Below are 16,813 nucleotides of genomic sequence, written 5' to 3' on the forward strand. Positions count from 1 at the left end.
CTAACGTTTTCTCTAGTGACAGTGTTCTTGGCTTTGACGCTTTCGCAGGCGGACTGCCATAGTCGCAACTGGAAAACGGCAAACACCTACAGAAAGAGAGATTCAGATGGCAAATCCGGTTATGAATCAAGTGGGCGAACAAATGCGCCGCACCCCTGCCGGGTATCCTGAAATGCCTGGGTACCAGGTAGGAACTAACGCCCCTTATGGAGAGAATACCTCAGCAGGAAACCCGGTTTACCCGCAGAGCGCCACCCCGGTGGGGACATCTGAGTATGACCCTCATACTGCCAATAATGGGACTGCCTACAATCAGGCGGAGCCGCTTGGGGCTGCGCAAAGAATTTCCCGCCCTATGACCCTGGATGATGTGCTGGTGCGTACCGGGGCAAGTTTCGGGGTGATGATTTTAGCCGCTGCGGCGCTGTGGTTCTGGGGAGTAAATGATCTGACTGCGAATGCCGGAACTATGCTCACCATTTCTTCCGTCTCCGCTCTGGTGGCGTTTGCGCTGGTGCTAGTTTCTTCGTTCCGCCAAAAACCTTCCGCGGCGATTACTTTGGGTTATTCCCTCTTCGAGGGGCTGTTTATCGGGGGAATCTCTGCTTTCTTCGAATACACCTACCCGGGTATTGTGATTCAAGCGTTGCTGGGTACGGCCGCGGTGTTTGTAACCTGCCTGGTGCTGTTTAAAACTGGGCTGGTGCGGGTGAATTCAAAGTTCATGAAGATAATGCTGGTTGGCATAGTAGGAATCGTGGTTTATCGGCTTCTAGCTATGGTTTTGGCGGTGCTCACCCCAGCTAGCGCAGTTGGCAACTTGGATCAAATCACGCTATTCGGGCTACCCTTAGGACTGCTGGTGGGGCTATTTGCAGTGATTTTCGGCGCAATGTCACTAATCTCAGATTTTGATATGGTTCGCGAGGGCGTGCGTCTGGGAGTCGATAAAGAAATGTCTTGGAGCTGCGCCCTAGGGATTATGGTCACCGTGGTGTGGCTCTATGTCGAGATTTTGCGGATTATCGCTATTCTTCGAGATAACTAGCTTAATTGCTCTGTTTATGGGGGCAGCTGCTATATAAATAAGTAGTAGCTGCCCCCATTTTTTGTTGAAAGGAATCTGCCATGTCGGTGATTGTGAGAACCCCAACTCTGGTTGATGCTGCCGGTGCAGCTATGGCACACTACCAGATTCTCACCGAGACTATCGGTCATGCGGCTCCAGAATCGTTTTGGGAAAAATATACCGAAGAGGCTTTAGTTGGCTATTGGCATGAGCAGATTTTGCAAACTAAAGGGCGCGCTATTGCTTTTGCTTCGCGGGGTAGGCAGGTAGTGGGAATGGCTTATGTAAGAAAGTCTTCTCTAAACGACCATAACTTAGGACCGGCTCCCCGCGACCTGGATATTGCCTTTTTTGGGGTGATTGAGCAATTCTATTCACCGCAAGTAGCTCAACGTTTACTGGACTATGTACTTGATCACGATACTCCCGCACAGATTTGGGTGCTGCGCTCTGACCAGCTAAAGCGCAGATTTTTGCGAATTAATGGTTTCACTATGGACGGCTTGAGTTTAATAGACGAAGAGTCGGGGCAATTCATTTCTCGTATGACCCGCTAGCCCCGTTGCCACTCAAGAATTAGTTCCTACAGCGGTTAATAGTATCGCTGTTATCTGCTGCTTTACTAATAGGGTCGGAGGCGCTGATACCCTTTAACTATGACCTTTCGTCTTGAACGCTTTACCAAAACAGCCAGAAATCTAGTGGATTCACTGTCCTCGGCAAGGAATAAGTCGTCCGCACCACATCCCGAAATGCCCTCTTATCGCAAGGAAATGCCGCAGATGAAAGAAAACGACAGGGAAGCTACCCCGCAAGAAACTGCGGTTCCTCTCACCCTGCGGGTAGCAGCAGATTGGTCATGGCGGATGCTGGTGATTGCTGGCGCGTTCGCCGGGTTAGTTTTTGTAATTAGCAAAATTCAAATAATAGTGGTTCCGGCGGCAATCGCCGTTTTGCTAGCTGTGCTTTTAGAGCCGCTTTTGCGACTGCTGTTTATTAAACTACATTTTCCGCGTACTCTGGCGGCAACCGTAACCTTGCTTATCGGTTTGGGGGTAGTTACCGCGATGATTTCGGTGGCTACTACCCAGCTTGCTTCGGAACTTCCGAACTTGGTTTCGCGCACTAAAGACGGCATTGATGAGGGGATTCAATGGTTAGCTACCGGTCCTTTGCAACTTGATACCAACACGGTGTCTGACCTATGGGCACAAGCCCAAGAGCAAATCCAAAATTATGCCCGTAAGAACGCCTCCTGGCTTGCCAGTAATGCCCTGGGCACTATGTCGGCTGTGGCCTCCGCCTTTACCGGGCTTCTTACCGCGTTATTCTGCCTATTCTTCTTTCTTAAGGACGGAAGAAAGATTTGGCAATGGTTTTTACGTCTTTTACCCCGGTCGGCACGCAATCCTTTGAACGAAGCCGCCATTCGCGGTTGGGTTACTTTGGGGGCGTATACCCGCACTCAATGTCTAGTTGCTGCTATTGATGCGATTGGTATTGGGGGAGGAGCCTTTATTATCGGGGTTCCTTTAGCGATTCCCTTGGGGATGCTGGTTTTCTTGGCTGCGTTCGTGCCTATTTTGGGCGCTATCATCTCTGGCATGATGGCAGTAGCAATTGCCCTGGTTGATAAAGGGTTTACTACCGCGGTAGTGATGGTGATTATTATCCTGGTTGTGCAGCAATTGGAATCAAATCTGCTTCAACCAGCATTAATGTCTAATGCGGTCAGTTTGCATCCAGTAGCGGTTCTATTGGCGGTTGCAGCTGGCGGGGCATCTGTAGGAATCATTGGAGCCGTATTTGCGGTACCGTTGCTGGCGTTTATAAATACTACGGTGCTCTACCTGAAAGGATATGACAGCTTTATCCGCCTCAACTATCAGCAAGATAGACCGGGAGGACCTCCTGGTTTGCTAGATAAAGAACTTGCAGAATCCTCTCGTCCCAGTGACCAAAATCTATCTGAGGCTCGGGAGGCAAAGGCTCTGGCCGAAAAGAATGGTGAGAATAAAACTCCTTATGAACATGCCAAAAAAGCTGAAAAAGTACAGTTGCAGATTCAGGATGCGCTCAGCGAGTTCGCTAGTTCCGATCCGAACCAGACTGTTCCGGGAGATGCTAAAACCGATTTTGAGGTAGGAGCCCAAAAGAAAATTGAAGATACGATACACTCCCAAAAGGTAGCTATGACTAAGGGCGAGGGGTCTGAGGGGAACTCTAAAGACTGACGGGAAACAGCTAATGCGCAGCGGGGGTTATTTTCCCATGCGACGCTCGCGTAAAGCGAAATCACGCAGCGCCCTATAGAAATCAATCTTGCGGAAGTCTGGCCAGAACGCTTCACAGAAATAGTATTCAGAATGGGTAGATTGCCATAGGAGAAACCCGGAAAGACGCTGTTCACCAGAGGTGCGGATAACTAAATCCGGGTCGGGCTGACCGGCAGTATAGAGGTGAGAGGTAATCTCATCTACTGACAGGTTCTCGGCTACGGATTGTAAATCTGTCCCTGAACTGGCTTTTTCAACTAGTAAATCGCGTACCGCCTCGGTTATTTCTTCTCTTCCTCCGTAACCGACTGCGATATTTACGGTTAGGGGGGAGTCCTGGCAAGAGTTGGTTACTGCCTGGCTTAGGCGCTGTTGTACCGATGTTGGTAAGAGGGATAGGTTTCCCAGTAAACGCAGATGCCAATGCCCCTGGGATGAAATCTGCTCTACTACTGCGCAGATTATGTCAAAGAGTTTGTCTAATTCCTCTCCGGAACGACGGAGGTTGTCTGTTGAGAGCATCCAGAGAGTTACTAGCTGGATACCTACCTCTTCACTCCACCCCAGGAACTCTAGTGCTTTATCAGCTCCAACCTTATGACCGGTTTCAGATTTAGCACCCATTTGACGAGCCCAGCGCCGATTACCATCGAGAATTACTCCCACATGACGCGGCAGCGACTCGGTGGGCAGCGCTTTCTCTAGGTTGCGGGCATATAGGCGATATACCAGGTTACTTAGGTGGCTCAATCTCGCTCCTTTATGAGGTAGACATTAGGATTTTACCCCGCCTAGGAGATGTTTGACACCCTCTATAAGTTACACTACCGTAGGTTATTGATGATTGCATAAAGTTTTCACCAGCTCAGGAGGGGACAGTGCAAAGCAAAAGCGAAACCCAAAAAAATCAACTATCCGAAGTGGATAGGAAAGATGCTTACGGTTACAAACCTAAAATGCGGGGCTGGATTCATGCCGGAACCGCACCGCTTGCTTTAGCAGCCTCAATAGTTATGCTTTGTCTTGCTGATAACGTGGAAAAACGGTGGGCGTGTGCGGTTTTTCTAGTTTGCTCTTTGCTGTTATTTGGGGTTTCCGCCCTATATCACCGGATCCCTTGGGGCAGGCGGGGCTATGGGGTGATGAGACGCCTCGATCACTGTAATATATTCTTGCTGATTGCCGGGTCATATACCCCAATAGCGGTATCCCTACTAAACAAATCGCAAACTACCCATCTACTATTAATAGTATGGCTAGGGGCATTACTTGGTATTTTCCTATCAGTTTTTTGGGTTAATGCTCCTCGCTGGGTATATGTCCCCATCTATATTCTTCTAGGGTGGGTAGCGCTGTGGTATATGAACCCCATCCTCATAGCCGGGGGATGGGCGGTTATCTGGCTGCTCATTGCCGGGGGGCTGTGTTATTCAATTGGGGCAATTTTTTACGGGATTCGCTGGCCGGGTAGAGACGCAAAATATTTTGGCTATCACGAGATATTCCACAGTGGAACGGTAGCGGGCTGGGTGTGTATCTGTATCGCCGCCTATTTCGCAGTATTGTCCTAGTGCTTAGCTGCCATTTTGCAACCAGCAAAATTAATAGCCAGCGTTACCGCGATTTGTTAGACTGAAAACTGCTATTTACTGACCGCGCTCGGCGCGGTCAGTCTTTTGTATATGAGCTTAGGAGAACAATATGGCAGACAAGACCTGGATGACCCAAGAATCTTATGATCGTCTGCAAGACGAACTGCGCAACCTCGAAGAAGTGGAACGCCCAGCAATCGCTCGTCGCATCGATGAAGCCCGTCAAGAGGGAGACTTAAAAGAAAACGGTGGCTACCACGCCGCGCGCGAACAACAATCCTGGAATGAAACCCGCATTTTACAGTTAAAAGAGATTATTGAAAACGCCGAAGTTGGCAAGCCTCCAGCAGATGACGGCATAGTCGAGCCTGGAATGGTAGTAAAAGCTACTTTAGGACGCCGTGAAGTAACATTCCTGATGGGGTCACGGGAAGCCAGCCCCGATGTTGAAATGGATGTTTATTCCCCAGATGCTCCCTTAGGAAAAGCCATAATGGGACATAAGGTAGGCGAAAGCGTAGATTATGAAGCGCCCAATGGCAAGAAAATTAAAGTAGAGCTATTAGAAGTAACCCCCTACCAGTAGGGGCGCCGTCGGGTATGCCCCTACTGTCATAACAAATAGATGCTGTAGGGGCTAATCCGCCTGTTTTACCTGATCTAGACGGGCTTTAGCCCGATCAAGAAAAGCTTGGCAGTGTTTAGCTAGTTCCTCTCCGCGCTGCCAAACCTCCAAGGATTCCTCTAATCCCAGTTTACCAGCCTCTAGCTGCCCAATAGCTGACACTAACTGCTCGCGGGCTTGTTCATACGACAGCTCCGATACCGGAATCTGAGAGTCTGTTTCACTCATTTTTACCTCCTGGAGTGGTTTTCGCATTGGTGCCAAAAACTTTTGTAACTGCGCTTCCATCAGAGAAAATGGCTTCGAGCAAATCACCTTTATTAACCTGTGAAACCGAGTTAATTACACTTCCGGACGGGGAACGCAAAATGCTGTACCCACGTTCCAAAATAGCTTGCGGAGAATATGCTTTCAGAGCATCTTTCCATCCATTAAGTGAGGTCACCTGATTTTGTAGGCTGGTTTCAAAACGAAAACGTAGATGCTGACTAGCTAATGCTAAAGATTGCTCTTGCGCGGCAATTACAGCCGCCGGATCAGCCATAACCGGTCGCGCCCTAAAACTAGCTAACTGTCCGAGATGTTGATCGAGGAGGGCGGATATTAGGGTGCGTAAACGGCTACGCGCATTTTCCAGCCCCAAGGTTTCTTCGTGTAAATCAGGCACAATCCTCCGGGCAGCATCAGTAGGGGTAGAAGCCCGATAGTCAGCTACGAAATCCAGCAGGGGAGCGTCCTCTTCATGCCCGATAGCGGAAACTAGGGGGGTGCGCGCCGCCGCTGCTGCCCGCACCAAAGATTCCTCAGAAAATGGCAACAAATCTTCCACCGCTCCGCCGCCGCGGGAAATCACAATCACTTCCACTTCGGGCAGAAAGTCCAGCTCTTGTAAAGCCCGGGTTACTTCCTGGGCGCAGGTGAGCCCTTGCACTGCCACTTCCCGCACCTCAAACTCGGCAAGTGGCCAACGAGCCAAAGCATTTACCATCACGTCCTGTTTGGCTTTAGCGTTGCGCCCTACGATTAAACCAATTTTGCCCGGAATCGCCGGTAAGGGCTGCTTTTTTGTCTCTAAAAATAGACCTTCTGCCGCTAGCTTTTTCCGTAACTGCTCAATCTGAGCCAGTAGATTACCAACTCCCACTGTATGCACTTCGTTAGCAAATAAGGATAGAGACCCCGAGCCTTCATAAAAGTCAGGTTTGGCGAGCACTACTACCTGCGCGCCCTCAGAAAAATCGCTTCCCACCTGGTCTAGCACGGTAGGGAAACATTTCACTGTCATCGAGGTGGTTTCTTTTGTGTCTCGCAGTACAAAAAACGCCATCCGAGAGCCGGGGCGGGGCTTATATTCCACTACCTGCCCGCATACCCAAAGCCGAGACATCCGGCTGACATATTTCTTTATATTTTGGGTCAGCAGCGAGAGTGGCCAGGGATTATCGCGGGTAGTTTGCGCCGCAGTGGGGGCAAGCAAGATGCCGGGCTGGGACTGATTTGTTTGCACCGCTTTATTGTATCGGCAACTTCGGGTCGCTAGCATAGATGAGCTCTGCGGTATAAACAGTGTTTAGCCGATGGGCATCAGGCATAATACCTTAGTAGGATATATATGTGGCAGAAAAGAAAGTGCTTCTAGCGGCTCCGCGTGGCTACTGCGCGGGAGTAGATCGCGCGGTTGACGTGGTAGAAAAAGCGTTGGCTCTCTATGGTGCGCCGGTTTATGTGCGTAAAGAAATCGTGCATAACAAGTTTGTGGTAGAGCAATTGAGCGCTAAAGGTGCGCGTTTTGTGACCGAACTAGATGAAGTACCTGCCGGAGCAAGGGTAGTGTTCTCCGCCCATGGAGTATCGCCGGCGGTGCGCGAAGAAGCCAAGCGTCGGGGACTTAAAACCGTCGATGCCACCTGCCCGCTGGTGACTAAAGTCCACCGCGAAGCCCTGCGTTTCGCCAAAGCTGACTATGACATTGTGCTGGTGGGACACGCTGGGCACGAGGAAGTAGAAGGCACTCAGGGGGAAGCTCCCGACCATATTCAGGTAGTGGGAGATCTAGAGAGCGTGAACCAAGTGCAGGTGCGCGACCAGGAAAAAGTAGTCTGGCTTTCTCAAACCACGCTAAGTTTAGATGAGACTAGGCAAACCGTAGAGAAGCTGCGGGAACGTTTCCCAAATCTCAACGATCCTCCCAGTGAAGATATCTGTTTCGCTACCCAAAACCGCCAAGGTGCAGTAAAGAAGATTGCGGAAGCCGCTCAGGTTGTCATTGTCGTAGGTTCGGCAAATTCCTCGAATTCGGTGAGGTTGAAAGAAGTTGCCCTCGAGGGGGGAGCAAAGTGCGCCTACCGGATTGATACAGCTTCCGAGATGCGAAAAGAATGGTTTAGTCAGACGCAAACTGTAGGGGTTACCTCGGGAGCTTCAGTACCGGAAGTGCTGGTAAAGGAAGTTTTGGAGCAACTTGCCCACTGGGGTTTTGCGGACGTGCAAGAAGTAGAAACTGCCCGGGAAACAGTAACTTTCGCGCTGCCTTTACCTTTACGTAAAGAACTGACAGAAGCTGGAATAATTAAGACTAATAACCGTCGGCGCACAAACGATCCGGGGCATACCTGCTAGGAGAATAGGTGTTAGCTTCTTTACCATTCGTTATTATTTCCTGCCTACTGGCTGTAGGGGCTCTGCTAGCTTTACCGCAGATGATTCGCAAACCTGGAAAGGCGCTGCGTTCCACCGGGTTAGTCCTATTGGTGACGATAGTGCAGGTAATAGCAATCGCTTTGGTTATTAATCGCCCAATGCAGTATTTCTCTAGCCCAGTTGAGCTGTGGGAAATGCTGACTAATAAGCAAACAACCAAGGTGACAATTACCGATACCCTAAGGGGTGAGGAGCTTAAAAAAACTGCTTCCGCGTCCTCGCAATCACAGAAAATGAACCCGCAAACCGCTTCGGCATTACCGGGTCAAGAACAGTGGTTCCCCAGTTTCAAGCCTTCCGCTAAGGGCGGAGAAGTAACGGTATTTTCCGGTCCAAAATCGGGGGTAAAAGAGCAGGTTATTGTGTGGACACCCGAGGGATATGACCCGCAAGACCGTTCAAAAACCTATAACGTTTTAGAGTTTATTCACGGCTATCCCGGTTCTCCTGTTTCGGTTGCTCGCGCCCTAGATTTTTCCGGTACTTTACAAAAAGCGATTGACCAGGGGGAAATTGCTCCCACGATTGTGGTTATTCCCGAAGGCAACGTGAATCTTAAAGCGCCTACCTGTGCAAATGTTCAGCGAGGGGCGCAAACAGCGACTTGGCTCAGTTTCGATATTCCGAAAATGATTCGCTCGGTGTTTCCCAATGTTTCCGATAACCGTCAGGATTGGATGATTGCCGGTAATTCTTCCGGGGCGTATTGTGCCGCCCGCCTGGGGGTTTTATATGGGGATGTCTTTGGAGCTAGTGGCGTACTTTCTGGCTATGATCAGCCGATTGTTGGAAATTGGGGGGTGCGTTCTGGAAAAACGTTCCAAGATAATACTTTGTCTTCTTTAATAAGCAGGCCGCGCCCTTGGACATTAGATATGTACGTGTTTGGGGCGCAATTGGACAGAGAATCTATCCATATCGCAAAAGCGTTCTCCGCGGCGCAGTTAGCACCTGGCGACCGTCTACAGTTGAATGTTAAAGCCGAAGGAGGGCACAACTGGGCTACTTGGCGCGACCAAATGCCCGACCTTTACCGCTGGTGGCAGCAGATTCGCACCACTAAAGCCCCAAAGGTTTCGCAAATCTTGGGAGCCGATTCCGCGCTAATCCCGCAAAAAAATCCGGGAGTATTTTCACTGATGGGTTTGGGGACCATTACTGCCGTAGCTGCTATAGCCATCTTGGCTTTGGCGCTCGTGGTTCGCTTCGTGCCAAAGATAATGGAAAAAGCGGCGCGTGCGTCCTATCTGCGAGCATTGCTAGGGTGCGTAGCTGCAATGATGCTGGTAATACTGGCGGTGCTGCTCCCTATAAATCGGGCAGGGGAGTTCTATACTTCGATTGCCGAAATAATTCGCACTATCAATGGCGCGGTCTAGGTTGGCGAGGTAGTGATTTTCCCCCGGCTTTAACGCTTAGATAAGGTAGAGACGTGGCTTTAACAATTGGGATTGCAGGATTACCTAACGTTGGTAAATCAACTTTGTTCAATGCGCTCACCCGCGCAACCGTATTAGCAGCGAATTATCCGTTCGCGACTATTGACCCCAACGTGGGGGTGGTCCCGCTGCCGGATCCACGCCTGAAAAAACTAACCGAAATGTTTAATTCGGCGAAAACTGTGCCCGCCACGGTTTCTTTCGTTGATATTGCGGGAATCGTGAAGGGCGCCTCCCAAGGGGAGGGACTCGGTAACCAGTTTTTGGCAAACATTAGGGAAGCTGACGCGATTTGCCAGGTAACCCGGGTGTTTAGCGACCCCGACGTGGTGCACGTAGATGGCAAGATTGATCCGACTTCCGATATTGAAACTATTTCTACCGAACTGGTTCTCGCCGACCTGCAGACTCTAGAAAAAGCGGTTCCCCGCTTAGAAAAGGAAGTCCGAGGGCGCAAAACCGAACCGGAAGTACTGGCAGAAGTAAAGAAAGCCCAGGCGATTTTAGAGGACGGAGCGCTGCTATCTGCCCACGATGAACTGGATAAAGAACTGCTGAAAGAATTCCAACTGATGACTTTGAAGCCGTTCATCTACGTGTTCAATATGGATGCGGATCAGTTACTCGATGAGGGGCAACGCCAAGAATTAGAGAATCTAGTTGCGCCAGCGAAAGCGATTTTCTTAGATGCCCAGTTTGAAGCGGATCTAGTAGAACTGGATGAAGAGGACGCGCGGGAAATGCTGGAAGAGTCCGGGCAAAGCGAGTCCGGTCTTGACCAGTTAGCCCGGGTGGGTTTCGATACTTTGGGGTTGCAAACTTATTTGACGGCTGGGGAAAAAGAGTCCCGCGCCTGGACGATTCGTAAAGGCTGGACAGCCCCCCAAGCCGCCGGGGTAATTCACAGTGATTTCGAACGGGGATTCATTAAAGCCGAGATTATCGGGTTTGATGAGCTAGTGGAACTGGGTTCGATTCACGCTGCGCGTGAGGCCGGAAAGCTGCGCCAAGAGGGCAAAGACTACGTGATGCAAGACGGAGACGTAGTCGAGTTCCGCACGGGGCTTACGTCTGGGGGGAAGAAGTAGGACGAGCGGAGACGTCGCCGTGAGCGAGGAGAGTACGCCAATGCATGAGACCGAGGGCGTTGTTGCAGAAACTACGGCCTGCAGGCTTGCAATACGCCAAGCATTTCTTCTCCCTGTGTAGCGACGAGTGAGGGAGCGCATAGATGACAGCTTACGAGGATGTGTTGCAATGGGCAGTGTCGAGACCTTGGTGGCAACAGAAGGCTTTGGCTCGTATGGCCACCGAAGGGCCTCTTGATGAGCAAGACTATGAGGAGATCGCAAAAAGCTTGCTCCAAGAACCTGAGTCGGCGCCTAATGGTGGTTGGTTTGCAAAACTCGTACCTTCAGAGACAACAAAAGATGAGTCGGTTCGCATAGTTGCGGTGAAAGAACTCACGAATGTTAATCGCCTTGCCGCTGACCAAGAACTTACATTTGAACCAGATGGTCTCACCGTGGTGTTTGGAAACAACGGTAGTGGTAAGTCCGGTTATGCCCGGGTGATTCGTTCAATAGTTCGTGCGCGCCATAAGGGTGACATTCTCCCTGATGTATTCGCTGATACGGATGATTCCCCGTCAGGTAAAGTCATTTTTCAGGTTGGCGATACTGAGAGAACGGCCCAGTTAGGCCAATCGGCTGACCCTGACTTCAGTCGCGTTGCCTTCTATGACGAGCACTGCGGAGATACCTACCTGACCAAAGAAACGGAGATTTCTTACCGTCCCTCGGCTGTGCAGCTATTGGAGGAGCTCGGGAAGGTATGTGTCGGTGTGCATAAAGTGCTTTCGAAGTGGAAGGAACAGAAAAGCAATAGTGGACCTCTGCCTGAGGTTAGCGTAGGGAGTGCTGGAGAGAAGTTCCTTAAAGGGCTGAATGCTGCTACAACGGACGATGAGTTGACAGCAGCAGTCGCCTGCCCATCCGACGTGGCTGAGCTCCTTGAGAAACAGATGAAAGAGGTTTCTCGCCTTCGAGAAATCGATCCAACTAAAGAAAGAGATCGTCTGAAAGAGGCAGCTGAGGCTCTCGATTTGATCGCTGATCATTTGGAGGAGATCGACAAAAATATTGGAGTTCAAGCCGAGACGCAGCTGAGAGAGCTGACCGAGAAGGCTGAAACTGCGCAGAGGGCAGCGGATCTTGCCTCGTCTGAGGCGTTCGACAACAAAGAGCCCCTGAGCGAAGTTGGGTCACAGGCATGGAAGGCACTGTGGAGGGCAGCGGAATCATATTCGAAGGTGGCTTATCGGAATCACGACTTCCCACATACCACTGACGGGGCAGTCTGTGTTCTGTGCCAACAGGCGCTAGGCACTGATGCCGCAGAACGTCTTATGAGATTCCAACAGTTTGTCATGGACACGACGGCTCAAGAAGCACAAGCTGCACAGGAAAAGGCAGCTGCCTTTAGGAAGGAAATTGACGGAGTAGAGGTCGAACCAGCCACTGTGCAAAGGGCTATTGAGAAGTTAAAGCACATTGCAGAGATCGATACGGAAAAAATTGATTCGATAATAGAGGTGTTAGATAATCGTAAGTTCGCACTATTGTCTGACGGAAAGCCGAAACGTGTTGAGGTTATTGTCGCTGTCTCTGCTCTGCGTAAAGAAGCCGCTTCCTGCCGTGAACAAGGCAAAAAAGTGGACGCAGAGAGTTTCAAACAAAAACTGGCCCAAGCAAAGTCGAGAGAATGCCAACTGCGTGATCAGATTGCGATGCGGGACGGGCGGCAACTTATAGAAACGGAACGAACTAGACTTCAGGAGTTGGCGAAGCTCGATGAAAGACTTTCGGAGACTAACTCTCGTCAAATCACTGAGAAGGTGAAAGAACTCACCCAGAAATACGTAACTGGGGAGGCGAGCCAATACTTCACGCGCGAGGCGAAGAAGCTCGGCCTGGAACGCGTCACGTTCGGATGAACCAGAGCCCAAAAAGGAACTCTACTCCACAAGGCAGATTTGGTGGGTGCCCATCGTGGAAGGCTCGAGCATGTCTTATCTGAAGGGGAACAGACCTCACTCGGTTTTGCAGGTTTTCTCACAGAGGCTCACTTCGACGCGAGTAAGTCGGCTCTGTTTTTCGATGATCCGGTTTCTTCCCTTGACCATATGAAGCGCGAGTCTGTTGCGAGGCGCATCGTAGAGCTAGCTAAAAATAGGCAAGTTGTGGTGTTCACGCATGACGTAGCCTTCACCATGTTCCTGCATAAAGCGGCAGACGAGTCCAGTGTCAAATTTGCTACACGAGGCATTGAAAAACGGAGGGAATTGGGGCCAGGTTACACGACTTTGCACCATCCCTGGACCGCGAAGGATGCTGCCCAACGTGTCAATGCTCTCCGGGAGAAAGTTGCGACTTTGCGCCGCAATGAGAAGGGGATGAGTGAGGCGGACTATCTGCGAGCAACCCAAGATATTGCAGGCCACATGTCGCAGACCTGGGAGCGCATAATCAGCCAGGTTATCGCCGAGCCACTGGTTGACTATAAATCTTTAGAAGTCCGAGTTGGGAAACTGCGAATCATTGGTCGTGTAACAGAAGAAGACGTGAAAACCTATGATGACTCCTACAGTCGCATCTCTGGGTGGGCGTCACGGCACGATCCTCATCCTGAACTTAATTACGTTCCACCGGATGTCAAAGAGCTAGAGGACGAAATTGAAGTCATTGCAAAATGGCTGAAGAGAGTGAAGAAATACCAGTCGTAACCAAGTTTTTGCGTGTGAGGGTATTTGCTGTAATTGATCTCAGAGGTGAGCCAGAGCGTGTCTTCGTTTGAGGTCAGAGTGCACGTATAGCCAAGGGAATAAAGTCGAATTCAAATTTAACGTCTAGCGTTAATAACGTAATGCGTTAGCAGGGAGGTAGTAATCCTCTGACTACTCATAGGAACAATTCTCTGAAAAGTGCTCAGTGAATTGCTTGAAAAGTGCTCAACAAATTCTCTGAAAAGTGCACAATGAATTGCTTGAAAAGTGCTCAATGCCCAGGTAGACTTCTTTTAGAGGTGGGGTAATGAGCTTAATAAAACCAGGATATCGGTCAAGACTTATTGACGAAAAAATCGCAAGATACTTAAACATCTTCGGAGCTGTCTGTGTTGAGGGACCGAAGTGGTGCGGAAAGACCTGGACAAGCTTGGCGCATGCAAATAGCGTGAGTTATCTAACGGATCGAAGTCAGCGTGACCTGGCAGGGGTTAATCCCAAATACATTTTTACTCATCAAAGTCCTCAATTGATTGATGAATGGCAGATTGTTCCCGAGATTTGGGATGCAGTACGGCATGAGTGTGACACGGATCGGAAAAAAGGGAAATTTCTCCTGACTGGTTCAACCGCTTTGAAAGTCAATGAAGGTGAGCACAAGGTATTCCACTCTGGGGTAGGAAGAATAGTAACCCTGCGCATGCATCCTATGAGTCTGTATGAATCAGGTGATTCCACCGGAGAAGTATCTCTGTCTAGCCTATTGCAAGGAACGGTTAAAACGGGATACGTGGGCGATGTGAACCTGGAAAAACTTGCCCGCCTCATCGTGAGAGGGGGGTGGCCAGAAAACATCGATATGGCGGAGGAAGATTGCGCAGTTATTCCCGAGAGTTATATTGATTCTTTGGTAACTAAAGATATGCATGAAGGGGCAGGAAGGAAACGTAATCCGCACAAGATGCGTATGCTTTTACGTTCGCTTTCCAGGAATGAATCAACTTTAGTCGGAAACAAAACCCTGGTTAAAGATATCGAAGAATATGAAAACCAAGATGAGTTAATCGAAAGTCGTGCAACCATCGCAGATTACCTCAGCGTCCTCGATAGTTTATATCTGACCGCAAATCAAGAAGCCTTCAGTCTTAATTACCGTTCCTCAGCAAGAATTGGGAAAGCCGCGAAAAGGCATCTGGTGGATCCTTCCCTTTGTTGTGCAAGCCTAGGTCTGAGTGTTGAAAAACTGCTGCATGACCATGAAACTTTTGGACTACTATTTGAGGCACTCGTGGAACGAGATTTACGAATTTATGCCGACTATCACGAAGGGCATCTTTTCCATTTCCGCGACAACGTTTCTGGTGATGAAGTTGATGCCATCCTCGAATTTAAGAATGGCGACTATGCGGCTTTTGAAATTAAATTAAGTGATGGCAGCATCAAAGACGCAATAACCAGTCTTACTCGTTTCTACCGCTACGCGAAAAAGAAACCGAAAGTAATGGGGATTATCGTCGGACACCTGCAAGCCGTAATGCAGGATAAAGAAACCGGAATCTACATACTTCCGGCCACCTCCCTCAAGCCTTAACAGTTCTGCATCCTGGCAGCAGTTTATGCACAGAGGTGGCAGGGATAAAATCCTTCAGCTCGCGCGAAAGAAAGCAATTAGAGGGCGTACCAGCTGCCGGAGTTAAATCCAGATTCCGCTAACAGGAATCTGACTAGGCGATTTCCCCGATAATTACATTCCACTGATGTACTTTGCGACTCGTAATGAAACCCGCCAAGAAGAAGGGATCTTCCGCTAAGACGGCTAGGGCGTCCTCGCCAGATTCAGCTTCCACCGCGATTAGCGCGCCGGGTTGGGAATCATTTACCCAAGAACCCACCAGTTTTACTATGCCTTGAGAATGCAGGTCGCGCAGATGCGCGCGGTGGTCAGGACGCACCTCATCCATTTTTTCGGCAGCAGTCGAGTCATAAAAGTATTCAATCGCGAATAACGCCATAAATCATCACTCCTAAAATCAACGATGATTCTATTATCACCTTGGTGGCAAACTGATGCCGGAAAACCGCTTTTGTCACCGGTGGCGCTCAAATAAAAGTGGCTGCTCCCTCTAAAATAGCCCTATGGACGAAATCGAGCAGGCGAGCGAAACATATTTAGATCACCTGGCGATTGAACGAGGATTATCAAACAACACTGTCGGCTCCTATCGGCGTGACCTGGCACGTTACCACCAGTATTTAGCAGGCAGCGGCATTTATGCTTTAGCGGAAATCACCCCGGACACTTTGCAGGCATTCTTACAGGCGTCCGCAGCCGGGGAAGACGGGAAAAACCCGCTAGCTGCATCTTCAATCGCCCGACTCCTGGCCTCCCTGCGCGGATTCCACGGCTTCGCGCAAAACGAGCGCCTAAGTGGCGCAGACCCGACCGAAAACCTAGAGAATCCCCGCTTAGCGCGTCCACTGCCCAAAGCACTAACTATCACGCAAACCCGCGCTTTACTGGAAGCCTTTAGTGGGGAAGATCCCGCCTCTTTGCGCTCGCGGGCACTACTGGAAACCCTGTATGCGTCGGGAGCTAGGGTGAGTGAAGTATGCGCCCTCGATGTAGACGATTTAGGGATACTAGCTGGCAGGGAGGCAGAAGATGCAGGGGAAAATCCGATTACCCTGGTGACCGTAACCGGTAAAGGCAATAAGCAGCGCCTGGTGCCGCTAGGAGAATACGCGGTTAAAGCCTTAGAAGCCTATCTGGTGCGTGCCCGTCCGGGACTAGCCCAAAAAGGTCGGGGTAGTTCGGCACTGTTTTTGAATCTGCGGGGAGGGCGCCTATCGCGGCAAAGTGCCTGGAATATTATTCGCAAGGGCGCAGAAAAAGCGGGCATAAAAACGACGGTTTCCCCCCACAGCCTGCGGCATTCTTTTGCCACCCATATGTTAGAAGGCGGGGCGGACGTTAGGGTGGTGCAGGAATTACTCGGTCACGTGAATGTAACTACCACCCAGATATATACCAAGGTAACCGCCACATTGTTACGCGAGGTGTACCAAGAAACCCATCCGCGTGCTCGGTAGCGATTAGTGCCGGTTACCGGGGCGCGGGGTAGTGCGGCGAAAATATTTTTCCTCCCGCCCAAAGTCTGGGAAATACCGCGGTATTTCCCAGACTTTATGCCCACCGCACCTACTCGGATAAAATAATTTCCCCGCACAGGACGTCACCGTACCTACTCGGGTAATATCTGAGCATTATGTCTTACCTGCGCCGCAGCTACTCAGAAAGAATAATCTCCGCACTGTGTGCCACTGCTCG

General features: G+C 50.2%; 16 protein-coding genes. 12 read left to right on the forward strand and 4 right to left on the reverse strand.

What is annotated here, in order from left to right:
* The first annotated feature begins 106 nt into the window (after window positions 1-106).
* The 3 genes from QZT94_RS07645 to QZT94_RS07655 all read left to right on the forward strand — a co-directional run bounded on the left by QZT94_RS07645 (window position 107) and on the right by QZT94_RS07655 (window position 3,303).
* On the forward strand, window positions 107-1,048 hold the full coding sequence (locus QZT94_RS07645; RefSeq protein ID WP_072509736.1) for a Bax inhibitor-1/YccA family protein: 942 nt from the start codon (window positions 107-109) through the stop codon (window positions 1,046-1,048).
* A gap of 80 nt (window positions 1,049-1,128) precedes the next feature.
* Window positions 1,129-1,626 carry a hypothetical protein gene (locus QZT94_RS07650; RefSeq protein WP_072509735.1) on the forward strand — a complete coding sequence of 166 codons (498 nt, stop codon included), beginning with the start codon at window positions 1,129-1,131 and terminating at the stop codon, window positions 1,624-1,626.
* 225 nt (window positions 1,627-1,851) lie between these two features.
* A complete protein-coding gene (locus QZT94_RS07655; RefSeq protein WP_296762195.1) occupies window positions 1,852-3,303 on the forward strand; it encodes an AI-2E family transporter in 1,452 nt (483 codons plus the stop codon).
* A gap of 27 nt (window positions 3,304-3,330) precedes the next feature.
* Here QZT94_RS07655 and QZT94_RS07660 read toward each other — a convergent pair whose 3' ends face one another.
* Window positions 3,331-4,095 carry an isoprenyl transferase gene (locus tag QZT94_RS07660; protein ID WP_296762193.1) on the reverse strand — a complete coding sequence of 255 codons (765 nt, stop codon included), beginning with the start codon at window positions 4,093-4,095 and terminating at the stop codon, window positions 3,331-3,333.
* 128 nt (window positions 4,096-4,223) lie between these two features.
* Here QZT94_RS07660 and QZT94_RS07665 point away from each other — a divergent pair, with 128 nt between their 5' ends.
* Window positions 4,224-4,916 (forward strand): hemolysin III family protein, encoded by a 693-nt coding sequence (locus QZT94_RS07665; RefSeq protein WP_296762191.1) that lies wholly within the window; start codon window positions 4,224-4,226, stop codon window positions 4,914-4,916.
* 130 nt (window positions 4,917-5,046) lie between these two features.
* The gene (greA, locus tag QZT94_RS07670) at window positions 5,047-5,523 is read left to right on the forward strand and encodes a transcription elongation factor GreA (RefSeq protein WP_296762189.1); all 477 of its coding nucleotides are present in this window, start codon (window positions 5,047-5,049) and stop codon (window positions 5,521-5,523) included.
* Window positions 5,524-5,574: 51 nt separating this feature from the next.
* Here greA and QZT94_RS07675 read toward each other — a convergent pair whose 3' ends face one another.
* A complete protein-coding gene (locus QZT94_RS07675; protein WP_072509731.1) occupies window positions 5,575-5,790 on the reverse strand; it encodes an exodeoxyribonuclease VII small subunit in 216 nt (71 codons plus the stop codon).
* The gene (xseA, locus tag QZT94_RS07680) at window positions 5,783-7,069 is read right to left on the reverse strand and encodes an exodeoxyribonuclease VII large subunit (RefSeq protein WP_296762187.1); all 1,287 of its coding nucleotides are present in this window, start codon (window positions 7,067-7,069) and stop codon (window positions 5,783-5,785) included. The genes QZT94_RS07675 and xseA overlap by 8 nt, the downstream gene beginning before the upstream one ends.
* Window positions 7,070-7,176: 107 nt before the next feature.
* Between xseA and QZT94_RS07685 the strand changes: the two genes are divergently transcribed.
* The 6 genes from QZT94_RS07685 (at window position 7,177) to QZT94_RS07710 (ending at window position 15,076) form a co-directional block, all read left to right on the forward strand.
* Complete coding sequence (locus tag QZT94_RS07685) at window positions 7,177-8,181, forward strand: 4-hydroxy-3-methylbut-2-enyl diphosphate reductase (protein ID WP_270626839.1); 1,005 nt, start codon at window positions 7,177-7,179, stop codon at window positions 8,179-8,181.
* An 8-nt stretch (window positions 8,182-8,189) separates the two neighbouring features.
* Window positions 8,190-9,641, forward strand: coding sequence for an alpha/beta hydrolase-fold protein (locus QZT94_RS07690; RefSeq protein WP_296762184.1), 1,452 nt, complete (start codon window positions 8,190-8,192; stop codon window positions 9,639-9,641).
* Window positions 9,642-9,694: 53 nt separating this feature from the next.
* On the forward strand, window positions 9,695-10,789 hold the full coding sequence (gene ychF, locus QZT94_RS07695) for a redox-regulated ATPase YchF (RefSeq protein WP_270626835.1): 1,095 nt from the start codon (window positions 9,695-9,697) through the stop codon (window positions 10,787-10,789).
* Window positions 10,790-10,932: 143 nt separating this feature from the next.
* Window positions 10,933-12,696 (forward strand): hypothetical protein, encoded by a 1,764-nt coding sequence (locus tag QZT94_RS07700; protein ID WP_296762180.1) that lies wholly within the window; start codon window positions 10,933-10,935, stop codon window positions 12,694-12,696.
* Between the two features lie 42 nt (window positions 12,697-12,738).
* A complete protein-coding gene (locus QZT94_RS07705) occupies window positions 12,739-13,485 on the forward strand; it encodes an AAA family ATPase (protein ID WP_296762177.1) in 747 nt (248 codons plus the stop codon).
* 307 nt (window positions 13,486-13,792) lie between these two features.
* A complete protein-coding gene (locus QZT94_RS07710; RefSeq protein WP_296762175.1) occupies window positions 13,793-15,076 on the forward strand; it encodes a DUF4143 domain-containing protein in 1,284 nt (427 codons plus the stop codon).
* Between the two features lie 133 nt (window positions 15,077-15,209).
* Here the strand turns inward: QZT94_RS07710 and QZT94_RS07715 are convergent, their stop codons facing one another.
* Window positions 15,210-15,497, reverse strand: a complete 288-nt coding sequence (locus QZT94_RS07715; RefSeq protein ID WP_296762173.1) for a YciI family protein — start codon at window positions 15,495-15,497, stop codon at window positions 15,210-15,212.
* Between the two features lie 124 nt (window positions 15,498-15,621).
* Here QZT94_RS07715 and xerD point away from each other — a divergent pair, with 124 nt between their 5' ends.
* Window positions 15,622-16,575, forward strand: coding sequence for a site-specific tyrosine recombinase XerD (gene xerD / locus QZT94_RS07720; RefSeq protein WP_296762171.1), 954 nt, complete (start codon window positions 15,622-15,624; stop codon window positions 16,573-16,575).
* The last annotated feature ends 238 nt before the right edge of the window (window positions 16,576-16,813 follow it).

It is taken from the genome of Varibaculum sp. (genome assembly GCF_008661855.1).
GTDB lineage: Bacteria > Actinomycetota > Actinomycetes > Actinomycetales > Actinomycetaceae > Varibaculum > Varibaculum timonense_A.

Coding starts and splice junctions, on each gene's coding strand:
- QZT94_RS07700 (WP_296762180.1), top strand. CDS start 10,933: ATGACAGCTTACGAGGATGTGTTGCAATGGGCAGTGTCGAGACCTTGG.
- QZT94_RS07655 (WP_296762195.1), top strand. CDS start 1,852: ATGAAAGAAAACGACAGGGAAGCTACCCCGCAAGAAACTGCGGTTCCT.
- QZT94_RS07650 (WP_072509735.1), top strand. CDS start 1,129: ATGTCGGTGATTGTGAGAACCCCAACTCTGGTTGATGCTGCCGGTGCA.
- QZT94_RS07645 (WP_072509736.1), top strand. CDS start 107: ATGGCAAATCCGGTTATGAATCAAGTGGGCGAACAAATGCGCCGCACC.
- QZT94_RS07710 (WP_296762175.1), top strand. CDS start 13,793: ATGAGCTTAATAAAACCAGGATATCGGTCAAGACTTATTGACGAAAAA.
- xerD (WP_296762171.1), top strand. CDS start 15,622: ATGGACGAAATCGAGCAGGCGAGCGAAACATATTTAGATCACCTGGCG.
- QZT94_RS07715 (WP_296762173.1), bottom strand. CDS start 15,497: ATGGCGTTATTCGCGATTGAATACTTTTATGACTCGACTGCTGCCGAA.
- QZT94_RS07675 (WP_072509731.1), bottom strand. CDS start 5,790: ATGAGTGAAACAGACTCTCAGATTCCGGTATCGGAGCTGTCGTATGAA.
- greA (WP_296762189.1), top strand. CDS start 5,047: ATGGCAGACAAGACCTGGATGACCCAAGAATCTTATGATCGTCTGCAA.